Source organism: Fibrobacter sp. UBA2449 (assembly GCF_002342555.1).
Taxonomy (GTDB): domain Bacteria; phylum Fibrobacterota; class Fibrobacteria; order Fibrobacterales; family Fibrobacteraceae; genus Fibrobacter.
Genome location: NZ_DDQF01000010.1, coordinates 285,638 through 306,386 on the forward strand (window position 1 = coordinate 285,638; position 20,749 = coordinate 306,386).

General features: G+C 45.4%; 15 protein-coding genes. All 15 read left to right on the forward strand.

The genetic code is table 11. The features are described from left to right. Positions 1–193 precede the first annotated feature (193 nt). The 15 genes from B4B27_RS07165 (at position 194) to B4B27_RS07240 (ending at position 20,743) form a co-directional block, all read left to right on the forward strand. Positions 194–1,027: a TIGR02147 family protein gene (locus tag B4B27_RS07165; protein ID WP_290725098.1), complete on the forward strand. Its 834-nt coding sequence runs from the start codon at positions 194–196 to the stop codon at positions 1,025–1,027. A 9-nt stretch (positions 1,028–1,036) separates the two neighbouring features. Continuing rightward, positions 1,037–2,695 (forward strand): FISUMP domain-containing protein, encoded by a 1,659-nt coding sequence (locus B4B27_RS07170; RefSeq protein ID WP_290725100.1) that lies wholly within the window; start codon positions 1,037–1,039, stop codon positions 2,693–2,695. Positions 2,696–2,860: 165 nt separating this feature from the next. Beyond that, positions 2,861–5,029 (forward strand): glycoside hydrolase family 9 protein, encoded by a 2,169-nt coding sequence (locus tag B4B27_RS07175; RefSeq protein WP_290725102.1) that lies wholly within the window; start codon positions 2,861–2,863, stop codon positions 5,027–5,029. Between the two features lie 60 nt (positions 5,030–5,089). Then, positions 5,090–5,845: a geranylgeranylglyceryl/heptaprenylglyceryl phosphate synthase gene (locus B4B27_RS07180; RefSeq protein WP_173382160.1), complete on the forward strand. Its 756-nt coding sequence runs from the start codon at positions 5,090–5,092 to the stop codon at positions 5,843–5,845. 153 nt (positions 5,846–5,998) lie between these two features. Next, positions 5,999–6,418 (forward strand): metallophosphoesterase, encoded by a 420-nt coding sequence (locus B4B27_RS14685; protein ID WP_414654301.1) that lies wholly within the window; start codon positions 5,999–6,001, stop codon positions 6,416–6,418. Positions 6,419–6,623: 205 nt separating this feature from the next. Continuing rightward, a complete protein-coding gene (hsdR, locus tag B4B27_RS07195) occupies positions 6,624–8,957 on the forward strand; it encodes an EcoAI/FtnUII family type I restriction enzme subunit R (protein ID WP_290725109.1) in 2,334 nt (777 codons plus the stop codon). A 61-nt stretch (positions 8,958–9,018) separates the two neighbouring features. Further along, positions 9,019–10,566: an HsdM family class I SAM-dependent methyltransferase gene (locus tag B4B27_RS07200; protein ID WP_088657001.1), complete on the forward strand. Its 1,548-nt coding sequence runs from the start codon at positions 9,019–9,021 to the stop codon at positions 10,564–10,566. Between the two features lie 5 nt (positions 10,567–10,571). Continuing rightward, complete coding sequence (locus B4B27_RS07205) at positions 10,572–12,065, forward strand: restriction endonuclease subunit S (protein ID WP_290725113.1); 1,494 nt, start codon at positions 10,572–10,574, stop codon at positions 12,063–12,065. Between the two features lie 9 nt (positions 12,066–12,074). After that, positions 12,075–16,385: an NACHT domain-containing protein gene (locus B4B27_RS07210; RefSeq protein ID WP_290725115.1), complete on the forward strand. Its 4,311-nt coding sequence runs from the start codon at positions 12,075–12,077 to the stop codon at positions 16,383–16,385. A 32-nt stretch (positions 16,386–16,417) separates the two neighbouring features. Next, entirely contained in the window at positions 16,418–17,194 is a 777-nt protein-coding gene (locus B4B27_RS07215) for a hypothetical protein (protein ID WP_290725117.1), read from the forward strand. A 10-nt stretch (positions 17,195–17,204) separates the two neighbouring features. Then, positions 17,205–17,981, forward strand: coding sequence for a DUF2971 domain-containing protein (locus B4B27_RS07220; RefSeq protein ID WP_290725119.1), 777 nt, complete (start codon positions 17,205–17,207; stop codon positions 17,979–17,981). A 36-nt stretch (positions 17,982–18,017) separates the two neighbouring features. After that, complete coding sequence (locus tag B4B27_RS07225) at positions 18,018–19,133, forward strand: Fic family protein (protein WP_290725121.1); 1,116 nt, start codon at positions 18,018–18,020, stop codon at positions 19,131–19,133. Between the two features lie 153 nt (positions 19,134–19,286). After that, on the forward strand, positions 19,287–19,865 hold the full coding sequence (locus B4B27_RS07230) for a hypothetical protein (RefSeq protein ID WP_173382166.1): 579 nt from the start codon (positions 19,287–19,289) through the stop codon (positions 19,863–19,865). 24 nt (positions 19,866–19,889) lie between these two features. Continuing rightward, positions 19,890–20,171 (forward strand): hypothetical protein, encoded by a 282-nt coding sequence (locus B4B27_RS07235; protein ID WP_173382167.1) that lies wholly within the window; start codon positions 19,890–19,892, stop codon positions 20,169–20,171. Beyond that, a complete protein-coding gene (locus B4B27_RS07240; RefSeq protein WP_290725125.1) occupies positions 20,168–20,743 on the forward strand; it encodes a hypothetical protein in 576 nt (191 codons plus the stop codon). The genes B4B27_RS07235 and B4B27_RS07240 overlap by 4 nt, the downstream gene beginning before the upstream one ends. The last annotated feature ends 6 nt before the right edge of the window (positions 20,744–20,749 follow it).

A 20,749-nucleotide genomic window follows, 5' to 3' on the forward strand; every position in this document is an offset into this window, starting at 1 on the left:
GCGAATATAAAATGAAATATATTGTGTAAAAATGCATATTTTTGTTTGATTTTAAAAATTTGCTTAATTTTTGCGTAAAAGTGCAAAAAAATATTGTAAAACTATTGACTTTTTTAGAAATGGAGTGTATATTTGGATTATGACGGCAATTGCGGCTGAAAACGGAGCGATTGCTGCCAGTTAGGAGGAATACATGAAGGATATACTTGAATACACGGGCTACCGCCAGTATATCGCGGACTATTACGCCGACAGAAAGGCAAAATCCGCGTTCACCTGGCCGGAGTTCGCGAATGCGGCGGGGTTCTCTTCGCCGGTCTACCTGAAATACGTAAGCGAGGGACGCTACAACTTGAGTGACGAGGCTGCAGTTCGCGTTGCACAGGCGATGAAGCTTGCGGATTTCGAACAGGGATATTTTTGCGAGATGGTTCGCTTTGACCATGCGAAGAATGACGCCGAGAAAAAGGCCGCGTTCAACAGGATGCTCGCGATTGCCGATGCCCACAAGGCGAAAATTTTGGAGGGGGATTCCTTCCGCTTCTTCAGTGACTGGAAGAATCCGGTCATCCGCGAACTTGCTCCCGCCATGCCGGGGGCCAAGCCCTTGGCACTTGCGCATGCATGCCGCCCGAAGGTAAGTGCCGCCGAGGTGAGCGAGACTCTCAAGTTCCTCGTGAGCGCGGATCTGCTCCGGAAAGACGAAGACGGAAATTACCTGCAAACCGAGAAGTCCGTGACGACGGGCCCGATGAATGCGACTCCGGTTGCCGTGCGTGGACTGCACCGCCAGATGGGTGAAATCGCTCTCGAGGCCATCGAGGGCGTGTCTCAGGACAATCGGAACTTTTCGGGCCTCACGCTCGGTGTCACGCGCGGCGCCTACGAAGAAATTGTCAAGGAAATCGCGGAATTCCGCAAGAGGGTTGTCGCGATTGCTACGCGGGATGACGAAACGGATGAAGTCTATCGTATGAACATCCAGTTCTTCCCGATGACGAATAAAGGTTTAAATAAAAAAGGTTAGGAGGATACCATGAATTACGTAAAAATGAGCAGGCAGTTTGTCTGCAGTGTGGCGATGCCGCTCGCCCTGATGCTCGCGGCATGCTCCGGCGACAAGCCGACGGCGGGTGGTTCTGCCGAAGAGACGGGAATCTATGCTTTCGAGGGATCGGTGGCTGGCCGTGCGGCGCGTCTTGCGCAGATGCCTGAAAACACGGATTTGCTCGAATGGACTAGTGGCGCCGAAGAGGGTGCTGTCATTAGGTTGTCTGAACTGGATTCGGTGACCCTGGATACGACGGGCACGTTCTATTACGCCCGCTGTACGAACTCGTCGGGAGAATTCAGTTTTGACAGCGTCGCGCTGCATAGCCCGTATGCGATGCTTGAGCTTGCCCCGTATGTGGAAGGCGAATGGTGGGAATGGGATGGAAACTGGTCGTTTGCAGAATATGATTCGCTCGGCGAGCGCTACACGGTTACGTATAGCGTAATTGTGGACTTGCGGAAAGCGAAAAATATCGACATCAACGTGATGACTTATCTAGAATCATCGCGCATACGGAACCTGGTAAATCAGGGTAAGACATTTGAAACTGCGAAACAGCAGGCTGATGGCGAGATCCTTGAAATGCTCGGCATGTATGGAGAACCGTTCGCTTTCGACAAGAGTGATTATGTCGATAGTCAGAATAGCCTGATTGCTGTGAATTTCCTGAGTGACTTTATGTGGGAGTGGAACTGGGTTGCGGCCCCGTCCGAAATGGCAAATGCCTTTGCGGCGACGGGGACGCTCTCCCAGGTCGATTCGGTGCGCGACTTTTTCGCGAACGAGATTTACAACTGGAGTAAGTATGGCCGGATGACCGATAGCGAGGGGGCTTTCTTGGGTGGACTGATGGCAGGCCTTTTCGACCAGGGTGAATGTACCGCAGAACGTGAAGGCTTTATGGAGCGGGTGACTGTCGGCAATGTCGATATGAATATTTCCTGTGTTTCCGGTAGATGGACATACAAGAAAATTTTCATGGTATCGAATGCTGTGAATGCAAGGTTTGACGTGATGACGGATGCCCGTGACGGACGGACGTACAAGACCGTTACCTATAGCCTCAAGTATGAAGACCAGACTTGGCTGGCGGAAGATCTTGTCTTCAATTCTACTGATGGACTCTACACCTTGGCCCAGGCGGTTGACTTGCCGGATTCTGTTGTGATGCTTTCGTCTGGGGAATGTCGCGAATCGTATGGCGATCATGCCTATTGCGATGCGGTTGGTTCAAGCGACGGTGCCATAGACTATAAACGGCTTGGCCAGGCGATAGATTCTGTCATGGCCGCGACGGGGACATCCCAGTATCGGGGAATATGTCCGGAGGGGTGGCATCTCCCGTGGGGTGATGAATGGAGCAATCTGTTGGAATGGATAAACGAAAAATTGGGTGAAGAAGACAGGGACTATATGTGGGGTGACGACTATTTGGCGAGGGCCGGATTCGAGGGAACCTATTCTGGAGAAAAAAGAGAATATGTGGTCAGGCTTGATTCTCGCTATGACGATTACTATAGGGAATGGGAATATGAAAAGGATGAAAAATGGGCGACCTTGATAAGCTTCGGAGTAGGCGGCTGGAATATCATGTCGAATTCTCCGGATCGTTCGTTCCGAGTCCGTTGCGTGAAGGACTAGGCACTCTCTTGTTAGGAGGAAAGGGGAGGAGAACAGGAAGGCAGGCGAAAGCCCGCCTTTTTGTGTTATATATCACGCGCGGGTGTCGTTTTGGGGCGAAATGCGTTCCAAGTTGGAATAAAAATGGGGTCGCAATCGGGCCTGCCCTATACTATATTGAATAAGATGTTCCCATTGTTTCTACTAGTTGCATTCCTCGTGCCTGCCGCCTTCGCGCAGGACGTGTTCATTACCGTCGACCAGTTCGGGTACCGCCCCGATGCAAAGAAGGTCGCCGTATTGCGTAGCCCCGAGGTGGGGTATGACGCTTCGCTCTCGTACACTCCGGGCGATGTGATGGAAGTCGTGGACAGCGCGACCGCGAAGGTCGTATTTTCCGGAGCACCGGTCGCCTTCCAGGAAGGTGCTATCGATACCGCATCGGGCGATAAAATCTGGTGGTTCGACTTCTCGCTGCTCAATACGCCGGGTACTTACTTTATCCGTGACAAGGCGGATAACCTGAAGCAGTCTTTCTACTTCCGCATCCGGGACGACGTGTACAACGATATCTTGAAGGCGGCAATGCGCATGATGTTCTACCAGCGCGTAGGCATGGCGAAAGAGGAAAAGTATGCGGGCAAGGACTGGGCCGATGCCGTGAACCACGCACAGGACAAGGCCGCCCGCCTGTTCACCGACAGCACGAATGCCGCGACGGAACGTGACGTGAGCGGCGGGTGGTTCGATGCGGGCGACTTCAACAAGTACACCATTTGGAACGGCAACTACATCGAGACGCTTCTGCGCGCCTACATGGACGTGCCGCGTGCATTTACCGACGATTACAATATTCCTGAATCGGGCAACGGGATTCCCGATGTCCTCGACGAGGTGAAGTGGGGGATGGATCACCTGCTCCGCATGCAGAATGCGGACGGCTCGGTGCTCTCGGTGGTCGACGAGGACCATGTATCGCCCCCTTCGGCGGCGACGGGCCGCAGTTACTATGGCGCACCCAACGCGATGTCCGCCTACTCTGCGGCGAAGGCGTTCGCGCTCGGTTCCATAGTTGCACAAAAGCGCGGGAACACCGAATATGCTGCGGCGCTCAAGGATGCCGCCCAGCGTGCCTACAAGTGGGCGGAGGCTCACCCGGATTCCATGTTCTACAACAACAAGGCGGAATACGGCACCAAGGACCTTGCGGCGGGCCAGCAGGAAATCGATACCAACTACACGACGGGTGCACGCTTCGCGGTGAAGGTGGCTTCGGACTTTGCGATGTACGAACTCACCGGCGATGCGAAATACCTCGGGCGTTTCGAGGCGACTCCCGATAGCCTGCCCCTGATGCGGCAGTACGGCAGCTGGGCGCTCGACCAGTACCGCGTTGCGCACGACCTGCTCTACCTGCAGTACCTGGGCTACAAGGATGCGGATGCCGACGTGAAGGGAATCGTGCAGGAACGCTTCGTCTCGATTTTTGGACAAAGTAAGTATATTGCGGCGGGCCTGGGGCATGACGGCTACCGCTCCTACATCCGCGACTACAACTGGGGTTCCAATTCGCACAAGGCTTCGAGCGGGCTCCTGTTCGACCTGATGGCGGGTAGCGGCGGCGCGACCTCTGCGGAGGCGGGCGCATGGCACGAAGCAGCGGAAGATTACCTGCACTACCTGCACGGCGTGAACCCGTTCGGCATGGTGTATCTCTCGAACATGGGTGGCTACGGTGCAGGCAAGAGCGTCACCAAGTTCTATCACGGATGGTTTACGGGCGACAATCCCGCTCCGGGCTATGTGACGGGCGGCGCGAACTCCCGCTACGCGTGGGCGGCCTGCTGCAAGCAATACGATGCCGACAATTCTGCGAAGGGTTGCGGGAGTGCCGCGAACAACGCGCTCTGCTATGCGGTATCGCTCCCGGTCGGGGAACCGCACGCGAAGATGTACGCGAACATCAACGAGGGCTGGCCCATCGATTCCTGGGAACTCACGGAACCCTCTCTCGGGTACCAGACGGCGTATATCCGGCTTATCTCGCGATTCGTGAAGCAGAAGGGCGTGGATATCGGGGAAAAGTTCGGGAGCGACTCGACGGATGCCGTGAAGCCTGTTGCCGCGCCGGTGCCGAACCTGAATGTAGCGCTCGCGGGCAATAGCCTTGATGTCATGAGCTCGGGCGACATTCGCGAAATCCGCCTGTTCGACGTGAACAATCGCGAAACCCTGCGCTGGAACGGTAGCGCCCGCCGCGTCTCGCTGGATATTTCTGCCTTGAAGCCGGGAGTGTACGCCGTGAGGGCGGTTTCGGGCGCAAAAACGGTGACTCGCCTGGTGCTCAGGCGGTAGCCGCGCCGAAATATTGTATCTTTAAGGGACATGTTCCGCTCGTGAACGAAGGAATTGATTATGAAACCTGGTAAGACCGAACTTCGCCTGAACGCTGAAATCGAGAAACGCGGTGCGCTTTTTGCCGTGCTGCTCGACCCCGATACATCCGACGAGGCCGCGTTCGTGAAGGCGGGTGCGATGGCCGCCGAGAACGGCGCCGACCTGCTTCTGGTGGGCGGTTCTTACCTGGGCAACTTCACGCTTCCCAAGCAGGTGGCGGCCCTCAAGGCCAACGTGGACCTGCCCGTGGTTCTTTTCCCGGGTGGCGCCTCGCAGGTCGTTCCCGGTTTCGACGCGATGCTCTTCATGACCCTCGTGAGTGGCCGCAACCCGAACTACCTGATTGACGAGCAGGTGCGTGGCGGCGCGCTCGTGCGTGCGCTCAACATGGAAGCCATCCCGACGGCCTACCAGCTCATCAACAGCGGCAAGCGTACCACCGTGGAATACATCAGCGGGACCATGCCCGTACCCGCGAACAAGCCCAAGCTCAGCATGGTGAACTCCATCGCGGCAGAACTCATGGGCATGCGTTACGTGTACCTGGAAGCGGGCAGCGGCGCCGAAGAGCCCGTACCCGTGGAACACATCGCCTATACCCGCAAGGCGACCGAGATGACCATCATCACCGGTGGTGGAATCAAGGACCCGCAGACTGCGGCAGTTCGCGTGGCCGCAGGCGCGAACATCATTGTGACCGGCACGCTGTGGGAAAAGGTCGAAGACCCGAAGTTGTTGAAAGAATTCGCCTCGGCGATTCACGTGAAGGGCTAAAAACTTCGCAATACTTTTTGCAACCTAGCGCAGACTGTCGGTGCGGCGTCTGTTGAGACGCAAAAATCTATTCCCCAAAACCAGAAAGTCGCCACGGAATCGGCGCGCGTTTATCCCCTTGACGCATAAAATGCGCGGATATAGATTTATCGCATGACTTACTACTTTATCAGCGATTTGCACGTCGATTTCTATGCGCCGGTAACCCGCACTGTGGGCGTGTTGCGCAAACATTTTGAAGTCTTCTTCGAACGCAACTTCTTGCCGGCAGACGCCTGCTGCATCGCGGGCGATATCGCGAACGATTACTTCGCCTATGTGGAGTTCCTGAAGTTCATTGCCGAAAAATACAGTGCGGTTTATGTGTGCTTCGGAAATCACGACATTATCACTGAGCGTCTGGCTGGCGGGCCACACGCATACCGCCATCAAGCGCGAGTACACCGATACGCTTGGCAAAAAACACCTGCTGCTCTGCAATCCCGTGGGCTACCCCGACGAGAATCCTTATGCGGAATATGGGCTAAAACGGGAAGATTTCTTGGTGGATGTGGAGTGAAATATGGAAAATAGATTTTCAAACCTGTACAAAACAACTACAAATATTCAAAATTGTAGTCGTTTTCTTGATAAGTTTTCAACGAAATACGGAATATCTATACATTTTCCGTATTTCGTTGAAATTTTATTGTGAAAGCACCCAAATTAACCCCAAAAGTGCCCTGAAATCATTACCTTGCATTTCCTCGTACCTCTTTCTTAATATATATTTACATCGATGCCCGAAAACAAGAAAGAACTTTCCGAAGAAGATATCAAGAACCGCTACATAACGCCGGCGTTGAACGCTGTGGGCTGGGCGGCCGAAGATATGCGCATGGAAAAGTATTTCACCGACGGGCGCGTGATTTTCCAGGGTGGCAAGCATGCCCGCAAGCAGGGCAAAAAGGCAGACTATCTGCTTTATTCTGCCCCGAATTACCCGATAGCCATTGTCGAGGCGAAGGATAACAACCACCCCGTGGGTGGCGGATTGCAGCAGGCGATGGATTACGCCGAAATTCTCGACATTCCGTTCGCATATAGCAGCAATGGCGACGGCTTTATAGAACACGATTTTTTGACTGGAATGGAAGTTGAAATTCCGTTGGACAAGTTTCCGACGAGAGAACAACTTCTTGCGCGTTTGCAAGCGAACAAAAAGTTCACTCCAGAACAAGAAGCCGTCATCAACCAGCCGTACTACTGGGATGCGGACACGCACGCTCCCCGTTACTACCAACGTATTGCGATCAACCGCACGATTGAGGCGGTCGCGAAAGGCCAGCAGAGAATATTGCTCGTGATGGCGACGGGTACAGGCAAAACCTATACGGCTTTCCAGATTATCGAACGCCTGCACAAGTCCGGCTGCAAAAAGAAAATCCTGTACCTTGCAGACCGCAATGTTTTGATTGACCAGACCATGGTTCAAGATTTCAAGCCCTTCAAGAAAATCATGACCAAGATAAAGGGCAAGGAACTAGATTCCAGTTTTGAAATCTACATGGCGCTGTACCAGCAGCTGGTTTCATACGATGAAGGCGTACCCGATCCGTTTACGGAATTCAAGCCTGAATTTTTCGATTTGATTCTGGTGGACGAATGTCACCGCGGCTCTGCAAAAGAAGATTCCGAATGGCGAAAGATCCTGGAATATTTCAGAGGCGCAACACAGATTGGCATGACGGCAACGCCCAAGGTCAAGAACGGTGCGAACAACCTGGAATATTTTGGCGAACCGATTTTCACGTATTCGTTGAAGCAGGGAATCGAGGACGGCTTCCTTGCTCCGTATCGCGTGACAAACAGTTTTTTGAATGTGGATTTGAAGGGCTGGGCACCGGAGGGTCCGCAAGAAATTGACCTTTTTGGAAACGTGATTCCGGAACAGCTTTACCAGCGCCCTGATTTTGGCCGCGAGCTTGTTATCAAGACCCGCCGCGAAGTGGTGGCCCGACGCATTACGCAGATGCTTTACAAGATTGGCCGCATGACCAAGACGATTGTCTTCTGTACCGATGTAGAAGAAGCCGATGCGATGCGCCAACTGCTCGTGACTTTGAATGCCGACATGGTTAAGGAAGATTCCCGCTACGTAATGCGCATTACAGGCGATGACGCCGTGGGCAAAAAGCAACTCGGCAACTTTATCGAACCCGACGAAGCCTATCCGGTGGTGGTAACAACATCTGAAATGTTGAGCACCGGCGTAGATTGCAAGACCTGCGGACTTATCGTCATTGATAAGGAAATCGGCTCGATGACGGAGTTCAAGCAGATTGTAGGCCGCGGCACCCGCCTCAAGACCGACAAGGGCAAATGGCATTTTGAAATCCTTGATTTTCGCAATGCGACAAAACTGTTCAAGGACCCTGAATTTGACGGTGAACCCGAAATGCCCGAGGAACCGTTCGGCGGAACAAAACCGCCCGACCATGTTGGTGAAAAACCTCAGCCCTACGACCCGTCGGGTAATGTGAAGACTGGTCCCAAGAAGTATTACATCAACCACGTTGAAGTGAAAATTGATGCCGAGACGGTTTCGTATCTGGGTGCCGATGGCAAGACACAGGTGGTCGAAAGCTTTACCGACTTTACCCGCAAAAACATCCGCGGCAAGTTCGCAACGCTGGACGATTTTATCAAGCGCTGGACTGCCGAAGAACGCAAGGCAGCCGTTGTCGATGAACTCAAGGAATATGACGTTTTAATTGATGCCATCCGCGAGGCTAACCCTGCCCTTGCGAAGGTGGATGTATTCGACATTATTTGCCACGTGGCATTCGACCAGAAACCGCTGACCCGCAGCGAACGCGCGAACAACGTGAAAAAGCGTAATTACTTGGCAAAATACGAGGGCAAGGCCCGCGAAGTTCTAGAAGCCCTTCTCGTAAAATACGCCGATGACGGCATTTTGCAGATGGAACAGAACGAAGTCCTGAAACTGGACCCGTTCAGCCATATCGGCACCGTTCCCAAGATTATGAAGCTTTTTGGCGGCCGTGAAGGCTACGAAGCCGCCGTTATAGACCTGAAAAAGCAGCTCTACTTGACAGACGATGTCGCGTAATGTACTATGGCGATGGAAAAAATCTGTCATAGATTTTTCAATGGAAATTTATAGGTAAAATATGTCCGTAAACAACTTGGTCAAAAGATTGCAGAACGAAATGCGCGGTGATGCCGGTATCAACGGCGACGCCCAGCGAATCGAACAGATGGTGTGGATGTTTTTCTTGAAGGTCTATGACGCCCAGGAAGAAATCTGGGAATGCACCAAGGACAAGTACAAATCCATCATTCCCGAAAAGATGCGCTGGCGCAACTGGGCTGTCGATGAAAAAGACGGCAAGGCGCTCACGGGCGATGCGTTGCTCGCATTCGTGAACAACGAACTTTTCCCGACGCTCAAGAACTTGCCTGTGAACGAGAACACTCCGCGCGGCAAGGCGATTGTGCGGATGGTTTTCGAGGATTTGAACCAGTACATGAAAGACGGCATCATCCTCCGCAAGCTCATCAATATCATTGACGAAGTGGACTTTAGCGATGCCGATGACCGCCACACCTTTGGCGACATTTACGAAGGGATCCTGAAGGATTTGCAAAGCGCGGGTAATGCGGGCGAATTCTACACCCCGCGAGCATTGACGGACTTTATCGTGCAACAACTGCACCCAAAACTCGGCGAAACATTCGGCGACTTTACCAGCGGAACGGGCGGTTTCTTGACCAGTTGCCTGAACTACCTAAAACCCTCCGTAAAAACCACGAGCGACGAAAAGAAATTCCAGTCGTCCATTGTCGGGCAGGAATGGAAACCGCTCCCGTACCTGCTATCGATAACCAACATGCTTGTCCACGACATCGAAGAACCGAACATCACCCATACGGATTCGCTCGGTCGCAAGGTGACGGAATTCAAGGACAGCGACAAGGTGGATTGCATCGGCATGAACCCGCCCTATGGCGGCAGCACCGGCATGAATGCCAAGCTGAACTTCCCGACGAGCATGCAGAGCAGCGAAACCGCCGACCTTTTCATTGTGCTCATCATGTATCGCCTCAAAAAGATGGGCCGTGCGGGCGTGATTATCCCCGACGGGTTCCTGTTCGGCACCGACGGCGCAAAACTCGCTATCAAGCAGAAGTTGCTCCGCGAATTCAACCTGCACACCGTCATTCGCCTGCCGGGCAGCATCTTTAGCCCCTACACCAGCATTGCGACGAACATCCTGTTCTTCGACAACGAAAAGGCGAAAGGCGCCCCGACAGGGTTCAGTACAAAGGAAACCTGGTTCTACCGCCTCGACATGCCCGAAGGCTACAAGCACTTCAGCAAGACGAAGCCCATGCGCCTGGAACACTGCAAGCCCATAATGGACTGGTGGAACAACCGCGAAGAAATCCTCGAAACCAACGACGACGGTGAAGTCGTCAGCGAAAAGTCCCGCAAGTTCACCCCCGAAGAACTTGTGGAAATGGACTGCAACTTTGACCAGTGCAAGTTCCCCAAGGAAGAAGAGGAAGTATTGCCGCCCGCAGAACTCCTGGAAGACTACCACAAGAAACGCGCCGCACTCGACAAGAAAATCGACAAGAAACTGGAACAAATCCAGAAACTCCTCGGGATTGACACCATTGTCATCCCCGACTCCGTTCGGGGATCTAGGAGCTAGCGACGATGGATGGAAAGCAACTCAAGAACAGCATTCTGCAATGGGCGATACAAGGCAAGCTCGTTCCGCAGAACCCCAAGGACGAACCCGCCCAGAAATTGCTTGAACGCATCGCCGCCTCTCGAAATGGAGACGAACCGTGTCATCCTGAGCGAAGTGCCAAAGGCACGAAGTCGAAGGATCTGAAGAAAAAGAAATCAGCTCCATCCTCTCGCATCTATCGTGAAAACGGCGTCTGGTACGAACAAGCCGGCAACGCCGCCCCCAAGGACATTTCAGATGAAATCCCATTTGAAATTCCAGAGAATTGGGCGTGGACTAACATAAATTCAATTGCAGGAATTGTTACTGATGGAGAGCATTTAACACCCCAAAGAGTGGATTCTTTTCAAGGTTTTTACCTTTTATCGGCTAGAAACATTTTAGACGGAAAGATTTCTTTAGACTCCGTAGATTATGTAGATCAAAGCGAATATAATCGTATTGCCAATAGATGTAATCCGTCTCGTAATGATATTTTGATTTCTTGTTCAGGAAGCGTTGGCAGGGTTGCTGTTGTAAATGACGATAATTGTTATGTTATGGTTCGTAGTGCAGCAATGATTCGTGTTGTTGAACTCGATTCATATTATTTAATGTATGCTTTACAATCACCTTGCTTACAAGAGCAAATACAGTCTAAATCGAAACAAACTGCTCAAGCAAATCTATTTCAAGCCGCAATTCGAAGCTTATTCATTCCTATACCACCTTTAGCCGAACAAAAACGAATCGTCGCAAAACTTGAACAAGTTCTCCCGCTCGCAGAAGAATACGGAACCGCCCAGGAACAACTAGATAAACTCAACAAGGAACTCCCCGAAGCCCTTAAAAAGAGTATCCTCCAAGAAGCCATCCAAGGCAAACTCGTCCCCCAAAACCCCAAAGACGAACCCGCCTCTGTTCTTTTAGAAAAAATCCGAAAAGAGAAACAAGAATTAGTCGAACAAGGCAAATTAAAAAAGAAAGATTTGGTTATTGACCCTATCACAAAGGAAGAACTATCGTTCGCCTTGCCAGAAAAGTGGGAAATATGTCGATTAGGAGATCTCTGTTATTTAGTTGATGGCGAAAAGACGTCTCTAACAGAAATTTTACTTGATGCTAAGTACCTAAGAGGTAAATCATCTGCAGAAAAGATTCAAGGCGGTAGATTTGTAAAAAAGGGCGATAACATTATTTTGGTAGATGGAGAAAATTCTGGTGAAGTATTTGAAGTTCCCATTGATGGCATCATGGGAAGTACATTTAAACAAATTATTGTAAACAAAACGATGTATAAACCGTATGTAATGATTCAAATTCTTGCTTATAAAGATTTGCTACGCAATTCAAAAAAAGGTGCGGCAATCCCGCATCTAAATAAAGATATTTTTAGAAATCTTCCTATTGGAATTCCCCCTATATCCGAACAAAAACGAATCGTCGCCAAATTAGAACAACTATTTAAGGTGCTGTAGGTAGAATTTATGGCGCAATCATACAATAAAGCTCGAAATATATCACAAAATACCATAAAAAGGCTTTATGGTCTGTCGGGAAATGTTTGCGCCAATCCTAAATGCCGTAACCCCTTAGTTACAGAAGATAATCAAATAGGTGAGATTGCTCATATATGTGCGGCGAGTCCTGATGGTCCTCGTTATGACAGCAAAATGACTGATGATGAACGACGGAGTATTGACAATCTTATTTTGCTATGCGAAACATGCAATAAACTTGTTGACAGTAATGAAAAAGACTATCCTGTTTCCTTATTGAAAGAATGGAAAAATAATCACGAAGGTCTTGTCTCTTCTGATATTTACAACACCTATTTTCAAAATATTTTATCCAAGCAAAAAGAAGGTGTCTTAAGAAAACAGGAAATAGATATCGAAGGGAATATCTATTCTTCCCGAATAGTTGTAAGTCGAGGTGAAACCGTTTTAAAAGATGACAAAGGAAAACATTGTCTTGCCGGCTATTTGCTGTCTTTGGCGAAAGATTATAAATGGGAAGAGCTTCCTGATGTATTTATTCAAGGAATTGGAGGTGTTGGCAAATCAACGGAAGTTAAATATGCATACAACAAGTTTTTAGATGTTTTTTCTGATACGAAAAATTACGATGATTATAATTTCTTTCCGATTGTATATTTCTTTGAATTGAAAAACTTTCAGCGAGACTTTTATAAGAAATTTGACGAAAAAGAAAATATCATTCTCTTTCTTGATGGACTTGATGAAATTTCCGGAATAAACCTTATTGAACTCGTAAAGTATTTGAAGAATATTCGAAGTCAATTTACAAATGTTCGATTTGTTATTTCCGGTCGTCAGGCTTCATTTGATTCAGAAATAAATGGTGTAAGTCAAAATAAAATTTTGATAGATTTAACTGATGATTTTGATCAATATGAAGCAACGAATAGAAAGTTGATTGAAAGATTTCAAAATTCTGCAATCCTTGACGTTATTACTATTCCATTTTATCGGAAATATTTAGAGACAAATGAAGATATATCTGGATATAAAGATTTTTTTGAAAAGGTTGTTCTTCATCTTTTAGATAAGGATAAACAAAAATCGGATTACGCAAATAATATACCGGCAAGAGAAAAAGACAAATCTTCAATAGATAGAGGAAAAGTAATTGAAGAATTGTCAAATCTTTGTTATGAAACATTTTGTAATGGGCGAATTGTTTTTTCGGAGCGAGAGTTAAAAGATTCTACACAGGATGATTTCTTGTTTGTAATCAATTCTTCGCTTATTAAATACAGTGAATCTGAAAAAATAAGTTTTGTATCTAATCTATTCTTTGAATATTTTCTTGCCCTGTATTATCTAAAGCATGAGTCCAAAATAAAGAAAGATTTCTTCCTTTCTTCTGGCAGATTGAACATTAAGTTTGTTAATATCATTAGCATTATTTTTAATATTGCTGATTCAAAAATACAATTAGTATCTCGGTTGAAGAAAAGACTAAGCAAAGAAACAAATGCTTATATATTATTGACGGATTACCGGACGCTATCGCCTCAAAATAGAGCTAGTTGCTATAAAAAGATTTTTGAAGAATTTGAAGAAAAAAGTAAAATTATATACTATCTGCGCTGGCGAAGTTCTTTTAATTGCCTGTCTGGTATATCCGCTTTGAATAAGGCTATGTGCGGGTTGATTCCTGCTGAGGGTAAAGAGGAAATATTTGAATATCTAATAGGGTATGTAAAGAAATATCATTGCGATAGAACAAATCAGAATTTAATTGGATACACAAACGCAATAATCTTGTTGGGTTTGTGGGGCGAAATTATATGGGGAAAATCTCAGCAAGAACAATTAAAACATGCTTCTATTGAGATCATAAAAACATTCCTAAACGATACTTTGGCAAAAGAAAAAACTAGAGGCCTTTTATCTGAGTCTGCTATATTAAATTGGTATAAAACTTATGGGTGGACAAAAGGTTGGTCTTCAAATGAATGGAATGATTTCCTGAAGCAGCTTTTCCCAAATACTCTAGGTTTTGGAAAATTTGAAAGCTATGAGGAATTTTATTTTCAGTTAGAAGTTTTTAATGATTTTTCTGATGATGATTATATAAGGAAAATCGCAAAGTCTTTGTGTATTGAGGTCATGAAGCACCAATGCAACGAAAATCAACATGCAGATATAATTCCAGATGAAATAGATGATAATTACAAGACCCCCTGCATTCATACTGACGGCGAAATTAATTCATTTATATATTCACTAAAGGATGGTAATTACCTCTCTGCTGATGATGCTGTTGATATAATTAACGAATTAAACCACGCTCATATTATTTTTCATAGTACCAATTACGAATTTGGAGAACTGAAGAAAATAATTTTTGATTTTTTACAAAAAAACGGGCGGTTTATATCTATGGGCAAAGTTGAAATTGTTTATGGAATAATTTCGTATGCCATGGATGAAAAAAGAGAATTTCCATTCTATGAAATTGAACCGTGTTTGAAAGATTTGCCTGACCAATTAAAGTTGTGTTTGCTTGAAAAGATTTTGCAAAATATTGGAACGTTGACTTGGAATAGGGATTGGTATTTTTGGAGTCTGGTTACATTGCTGTTAGATATTTCTGACGAAACTTTAGCGAGAACTAATCTGCAATTAGTACGAGAAAAGGTTACGGCAGGAAATGACAACTCGCTATTGATGAAAATTTATAATACTGTTGATGGGAATCGTCCTTTATATAAGGCTATTAAATCTGAATATGAAAAGACGTTTGAGAAAAAAATTCAAGAAGATAAGGCGAGAGACGAATTACTAGCTAAATTAGAGAAAGAACATAATGATAAATTGTCACAGGAAAGCATCTTACTTCTTGATTCCTCAAAAATAATAGAGGAAATTAATGCTATTGAAGAATTCTTCAAAAATAATTCTTCAAATGGCATTTCTGATTATCATTTCTTTGATTTAGAATATGAAAATATTGAACATAATATTCGCTATGAAATAAATTTTAAGTGTAGGCATACTCCCGTATTTTCAGATTTCGTGGTGAAATTTTTGCAGCCATTTGAAAAGAATGGCCCGTTTGCGACATGGTTTGATAATGCTAGATACATAGTAAAAAGATGTTTTTCGGATGACAATAATTTTTGGATAGGTTTTTATGATTGCTATGTTCGGTCGCATTCAGATGAAGAAGTGAAAAATTTCTTGAAGAAAAATGAAAATGTAAAGCAAAAAATTGTTGATACGATGGCTATAGGGGTTTGTGCATCGCAGAAAAGTCTAGATGTTCAGCAAATAATATCGTTGAATTGTCCTATTTGGGTAACACCCTTTATTAGATATGTACAAATCGTATTTGATGGTAAGATTCCTGAATATGTTGATAAAGAAAAATTATTGACAATTGTTGCGTATTTGACAAGATATTTGGTCACGGAAAAAACTTTATTCAAAAATCAGCCTTCCTGGGGAAATTGCAATTCAGCATTTGATTGGCTTCATAAAGTTGCAGGATTTAATTACTCAAAAATAGTTGATAAAGCTCTTGAAATTTATCCACAAACGGACAATCTTTATATAAAAATGCAACTTTTGTCAGATCTTATAGAACATCTTGACTGTCGTGAACGTGAAATTGCAAATATTGTATTAGATGAAACAAGACGAGTCCTGGCAAAACCTGAAAAATCTAATGCCGGAACTGATTTTAGATATGCGTCCTTATCAGATTTTTGGCAAAAGGCCGATGGAAAGTATTTAATCGAGATAATAGATGTAATTCCATTTGAAAAATATGAATTGAGGCATGAAAATCCTTGCTTAAGAGAAGTTATTGAATTTGCGCTAAAACATATGTCGATGGAACAAAAGGAGAAACTGATAGCAAAATATGAAGATTCCAAAGATGGTGAAATAAGAGAACTTATGCGTCGATTGGGTTCAAAAAAGGAAATTCTTCGAAAAGTATCAGAATACCTTCATGGTGGAAAATGTGATTCCCATTTTGGGTATAATCATGCACATCTGTTTGGTTTTGTGAAAAAGAATATATTCGTTTTAATTGCTTATTGGAAATTATTTGATTATTCAATGAAAAAAGAATCTGAAAGGCGCTCCGCTCTTGCAACAATTGCGACAAAAGGCATAAAAGAGCATATAGGCTCTCGGACTTTTATAATTTTTAGATTCTTGATGAATAGGCGAATCAAACAAAGAATAAAGGACGGAAAATATGTTGAAGGCCTTTATGATTTTATGGATGAAGTAGAGCAAAAGGTTTATGCGAGATAATAGATTGTGGGAATTGTTTGAAGAGGTAAAATATGTGTCTAGAAAGTTCAATTAGTATTGGAGATATATTTGCTGCGATAACTGGTATCGCAATGGCGATATTTGCATTTTTGCAATATCGCATCAACAAACGTCAAGCCGAACATCAGCATACGACAACGGCTATTGATTATTGTAAGCAGTTAATGGAATTCTTTGATGCTTGTGAAACGAAATGGGAGAAAATAAAAGTAGATGCGCAAAAGGAGATACAGGAATCCTTTGAAAAAGCTATGCAAGAGCAAAAAGATGGTGTTCCTGCTGAATCGCAAAAAGAAATTGCGCAACTTATAGGGAATCGCGATTTTTTTGATGTTGCCGTAAAGATTTGCCCGTTCTTGCGGTTAACGGGAACAGAATTTCAGGTGTTTTTGAATCGCTTAAGTGGATATGCAATGCAGTGCTCTTCCCACATGATTTATGTCTTGAAGGGTATTCAAAAAATCGATTTGAATTTGCTAAACTATCATCAAGTTCTGATGATTGAAAATAGAATTTATCGTTCTGCACCTAGTTTCGCATACTATTTTGATTGTATTTGCCAACAAATTGAAGACGTTGAGAAAAATGATCCCTTTATAGATGGTTGGCGCGATACAATGAAAAAACGACTTTCTTTCTTGTCCGATTTGTCAGGGGATATAAGTGGGCGAGCAATGGCTTTGTCTGAATTATATTCTGATGATTGCGCTCCTGCTGAAAAAGAGACCATTAAGAAGAAATTTGCCGAAAAGACCTGGGACGAATCGAAACTGTGGTCGCATTTCTAAGAGAAATATAATGGTTGGCCCTCAATTATATAAATACCTTGATTTTGAAGGCGGATTGAAGATGCTGAAGAACCATAATCTTCAATTCACTAATCCCTCCAGGTTGAACGATCCATTTGATTGCCATCCTAGTTTGATTAATTTTTCAAATGTCCCTGATGAAAAATGTAAAATTTGGCCAGCTAATATTGTTTCTCAGATAGAGCTTGTTCCGTATAAAAAGACATGGGATGATGCGTGGATATGCAGTTTATCCAAGGTAAATGACGCTCTGCTTATGTGGAGTTATTACAGCAGCCATAACGGGGTTTGTATAGGCGTCGATATTTCAAAAGCACAAAAATATTTTGCGTATGTATGGAATGGTTGTGGCGCTGGCGTTGAAATATTAGAAGTTCAGTATAAGGATATTTTAGAAAAACCCGATATTTTTCATGATTCTGATGAAAGTGACTTTTATCGTTACCAGTTATCTACAAAGGCCAAGGACTGGGAACATGAACAAGAAATCCGCCTATTAATATATAGACCTTATTATGGGGGAGTTCCTAGTGACCCGCCAAAACCACAAAAAGACGAAAATGGCGACCTTGATTACAAAGGCCTTCGCTTCTATCCACAAATCGGTGAAGAATGTTTCCGCTCGCTTTATCTTGGAATCAACGTAGAGAAAAGTAAGCAGGATGAAATTGTGAGTGTGGCACGCACGCTAAATCCTGAAATGAAAATCTACAAAATGACTGTTGACCCTGATGCTTTTAAGCTGAAGCCCGTGTTGATTCAATAAAAAGTTATATTAATTCCTAAACTTCAAGGAACTCCGATGCGAAAGAAACCGTCAGAACTGGATTTTGAAGAATACATCCGTCAGGTCGAGCCTGCCAAGCGGGAAAAGTCCTACGCGTGGTCCACGGCTATCGGCTTGCAGCAGGTTGATGGCCTGACTCCTTCGAATTATCTGCTCGAAGTCGCCAAGAAGAACATTGAAGGGAAGATATCCCTGAACAAAGCGCAGACGCTCATAGATTCTTATTATGAATCGAAGACGGAGCGGACGGATGATCAGGACGAAAAAGAAGAGGCGGACAAGGTCTCTGCTCGCATCGCACAGGTTTTGAGCGAGAAGGCGTTCAGTTTTTCGCCGTCTTTTTTTATCGCAATCCATAAACGCCTTTTTGAGAGAGTTTTTAAGCATGCCGGAGAAATCCGCAAATACAACATTTCGAAAAAGGAATGGGTGCTGAACGGGGATTCCGTGATGTATGGCGCTTCGTATGAGCTACGGATGGCCCTGGATTACGATTTTGATCGTGAACGAGAATTCAATTACAGCAACTTGAGCATGGACGAGATTGTTCGGCACTTGACGTTTTTCGTATCGAGTCTGTGGCAGATTCATGCTTTTGGCGAGGGCAATACGCGCACGACTGCGGTCTTTACCATCAAGTATCTGCGTTCCATGGGCTTTAAAGTCGGGAACGACATTTTCGCCAAGAATTCGTGGTATTTCAGGAATGCGCTCGTCCGCGCCAACTACAAGAATGTGAGAAAGGGAATCCAGCAGGAGCCGGAGTATCTTGAAAAGTTCTTCCGGAATCTGCTAATGGGCGAACACAACGAACTGAAAAATCGCTATCTGCATGTTGACTACAAGAAAGTCAAGGACAAAACTGTGACTGAAAAATCAAAAAATGTCACAGCAAAATGTCACAGTAAAATGTCACAGCAAAATGTCACAGTAAAAATCAGTGAACGCCAGAAACAGATTCTAGACATTGTGAAAGAGAATCCGAATATTCTGCAAACGGAACTGGCAGAACGCTTTGGAGTCCGGCGAGAGACTATCTACCGCGATATGAAAAAACTAGTGGAGGCGGGAATCCTTACTCGCTCTGATTCAGATAAAAAATGCAACTGGAAGGTGGCGAAAAATGCTTAAAACGTCGATAAAAGTCGACAAAGTTCAAGAAAATTATTGTTGAATACCTGTCTGATTTTTCGCCTTTTTTACGAAAATTTCCGCGATTGTCATCTTTTGACACTCGAAGAATGTATCTTTATGGACAGAAACACTCTTTCCAGGAGGCATAATATGAAAAAGAAGCTTTTTCTTCTGATTGTGGCGATATTCCCCGCCCTTGCTATGGCATCGCCTTTCGGTCTAAAGATGGGCATGACGATTAAGGATATTGCCAAGGAGTGCGAAGGCAAACCCGAGTTCGTAAAAAATGATGCCTACCTGATCAAACCAAAGAAAAGTCATCCGTCATTTGAGCATTATATTGTATATGTTGACAAAAATAAGGGCTTATACCAGATTAAAGCAATTTCTTCAGATATCAATACGAATGACTACGGAACGGAATTGCAGACTTCCTTCAACGCCACAAAGGACCGTATTGCAAAGAAATACGGGGAACCTTTGATCCGCGATGAAATCGACCCGGGTTCTGTTTTTCATGATGCGAGCTACTGGATGTACACCTTAAAGGGCGGCGCGCGTACTCTGGCTGCCATTTGGGGGCAAGGAGAAAAACTCGATGATAGTCTTGACATGGTTGTCCTTGAATGTTCCGCAAGTGAGCGATCCACCCGCCAGGGCTATTTAGTCCTTTATTATTACTTCAAGAACGCGGAAAAGATTGAAGACGAACAGGATTCGGTGTTCTAGGAGAAGCAATTTGGCAAACAGTGCTTGCCTGATTTGATGAGGCACCAGGAATTAGGGAAAGAGACGCGACTTGCTATTGGAATGCAAAAAATATATATTGTCTCTAAAACAGGAGAATATGTAATGAGAACGCCAAGTAAAGAATTTATGGGGTGCCTAGAAAATAGTGCTGCCTACCAGTATATTCTCCACACGAAAAAGCCTGATTTTTCGAAATTAAACGATATGTGCAAGGAGTTTGAAAAGTCTATCCTTGAAGCGCAAGAAATTGACCGAAAAAAAATAGAGGAGGCTCTCGGCAAATGATCGTTGAGTTTTCCGTTTATGATACTCCAGCTTTTTCCGTAGAACATTTATTTGAGTCCCCAGAAAACCAGATCCTTATAGAAAAATTTAATGTTTCGAACGATGCTCTAGGGTTGGAGGTCTATTTAAAGAAACAGTCTGTCGTGGATGAAACTAACAAGATGAGTAGGACTTATCTTGTCAAGGACAAGGTTACGGGGGAGCTGGTTGGTTATTTTTCGCTCAAAACTGGATTGATAACACTGCAGGTTTTCGAGGATGCTTTTGAATCAATCCCGGCGATTGAACTTGCGAATTTTGCTGTGAATGATGCTTACCGAAGGAACCACCCGGGAATTAAGCGCATAGGGTATTATATTTTTCTCTCTTTTGTTCGCCCCTTGGCAGAATCTGTCGGCAAGCTCATAGGTGTTAATGCCTTGTATATTTATGCGTTGCCTCAAGAGAAATTGATACAGCACTATACGACTATGGGCTTTTCAAGGCTGCCTCCGGAGCAGGAGGCGTTCGTTCAGAACCACGTTAAGCCCAAATACGACGAAAACTGCATTTTCATGTACCAGACATTGTAGTCTTTT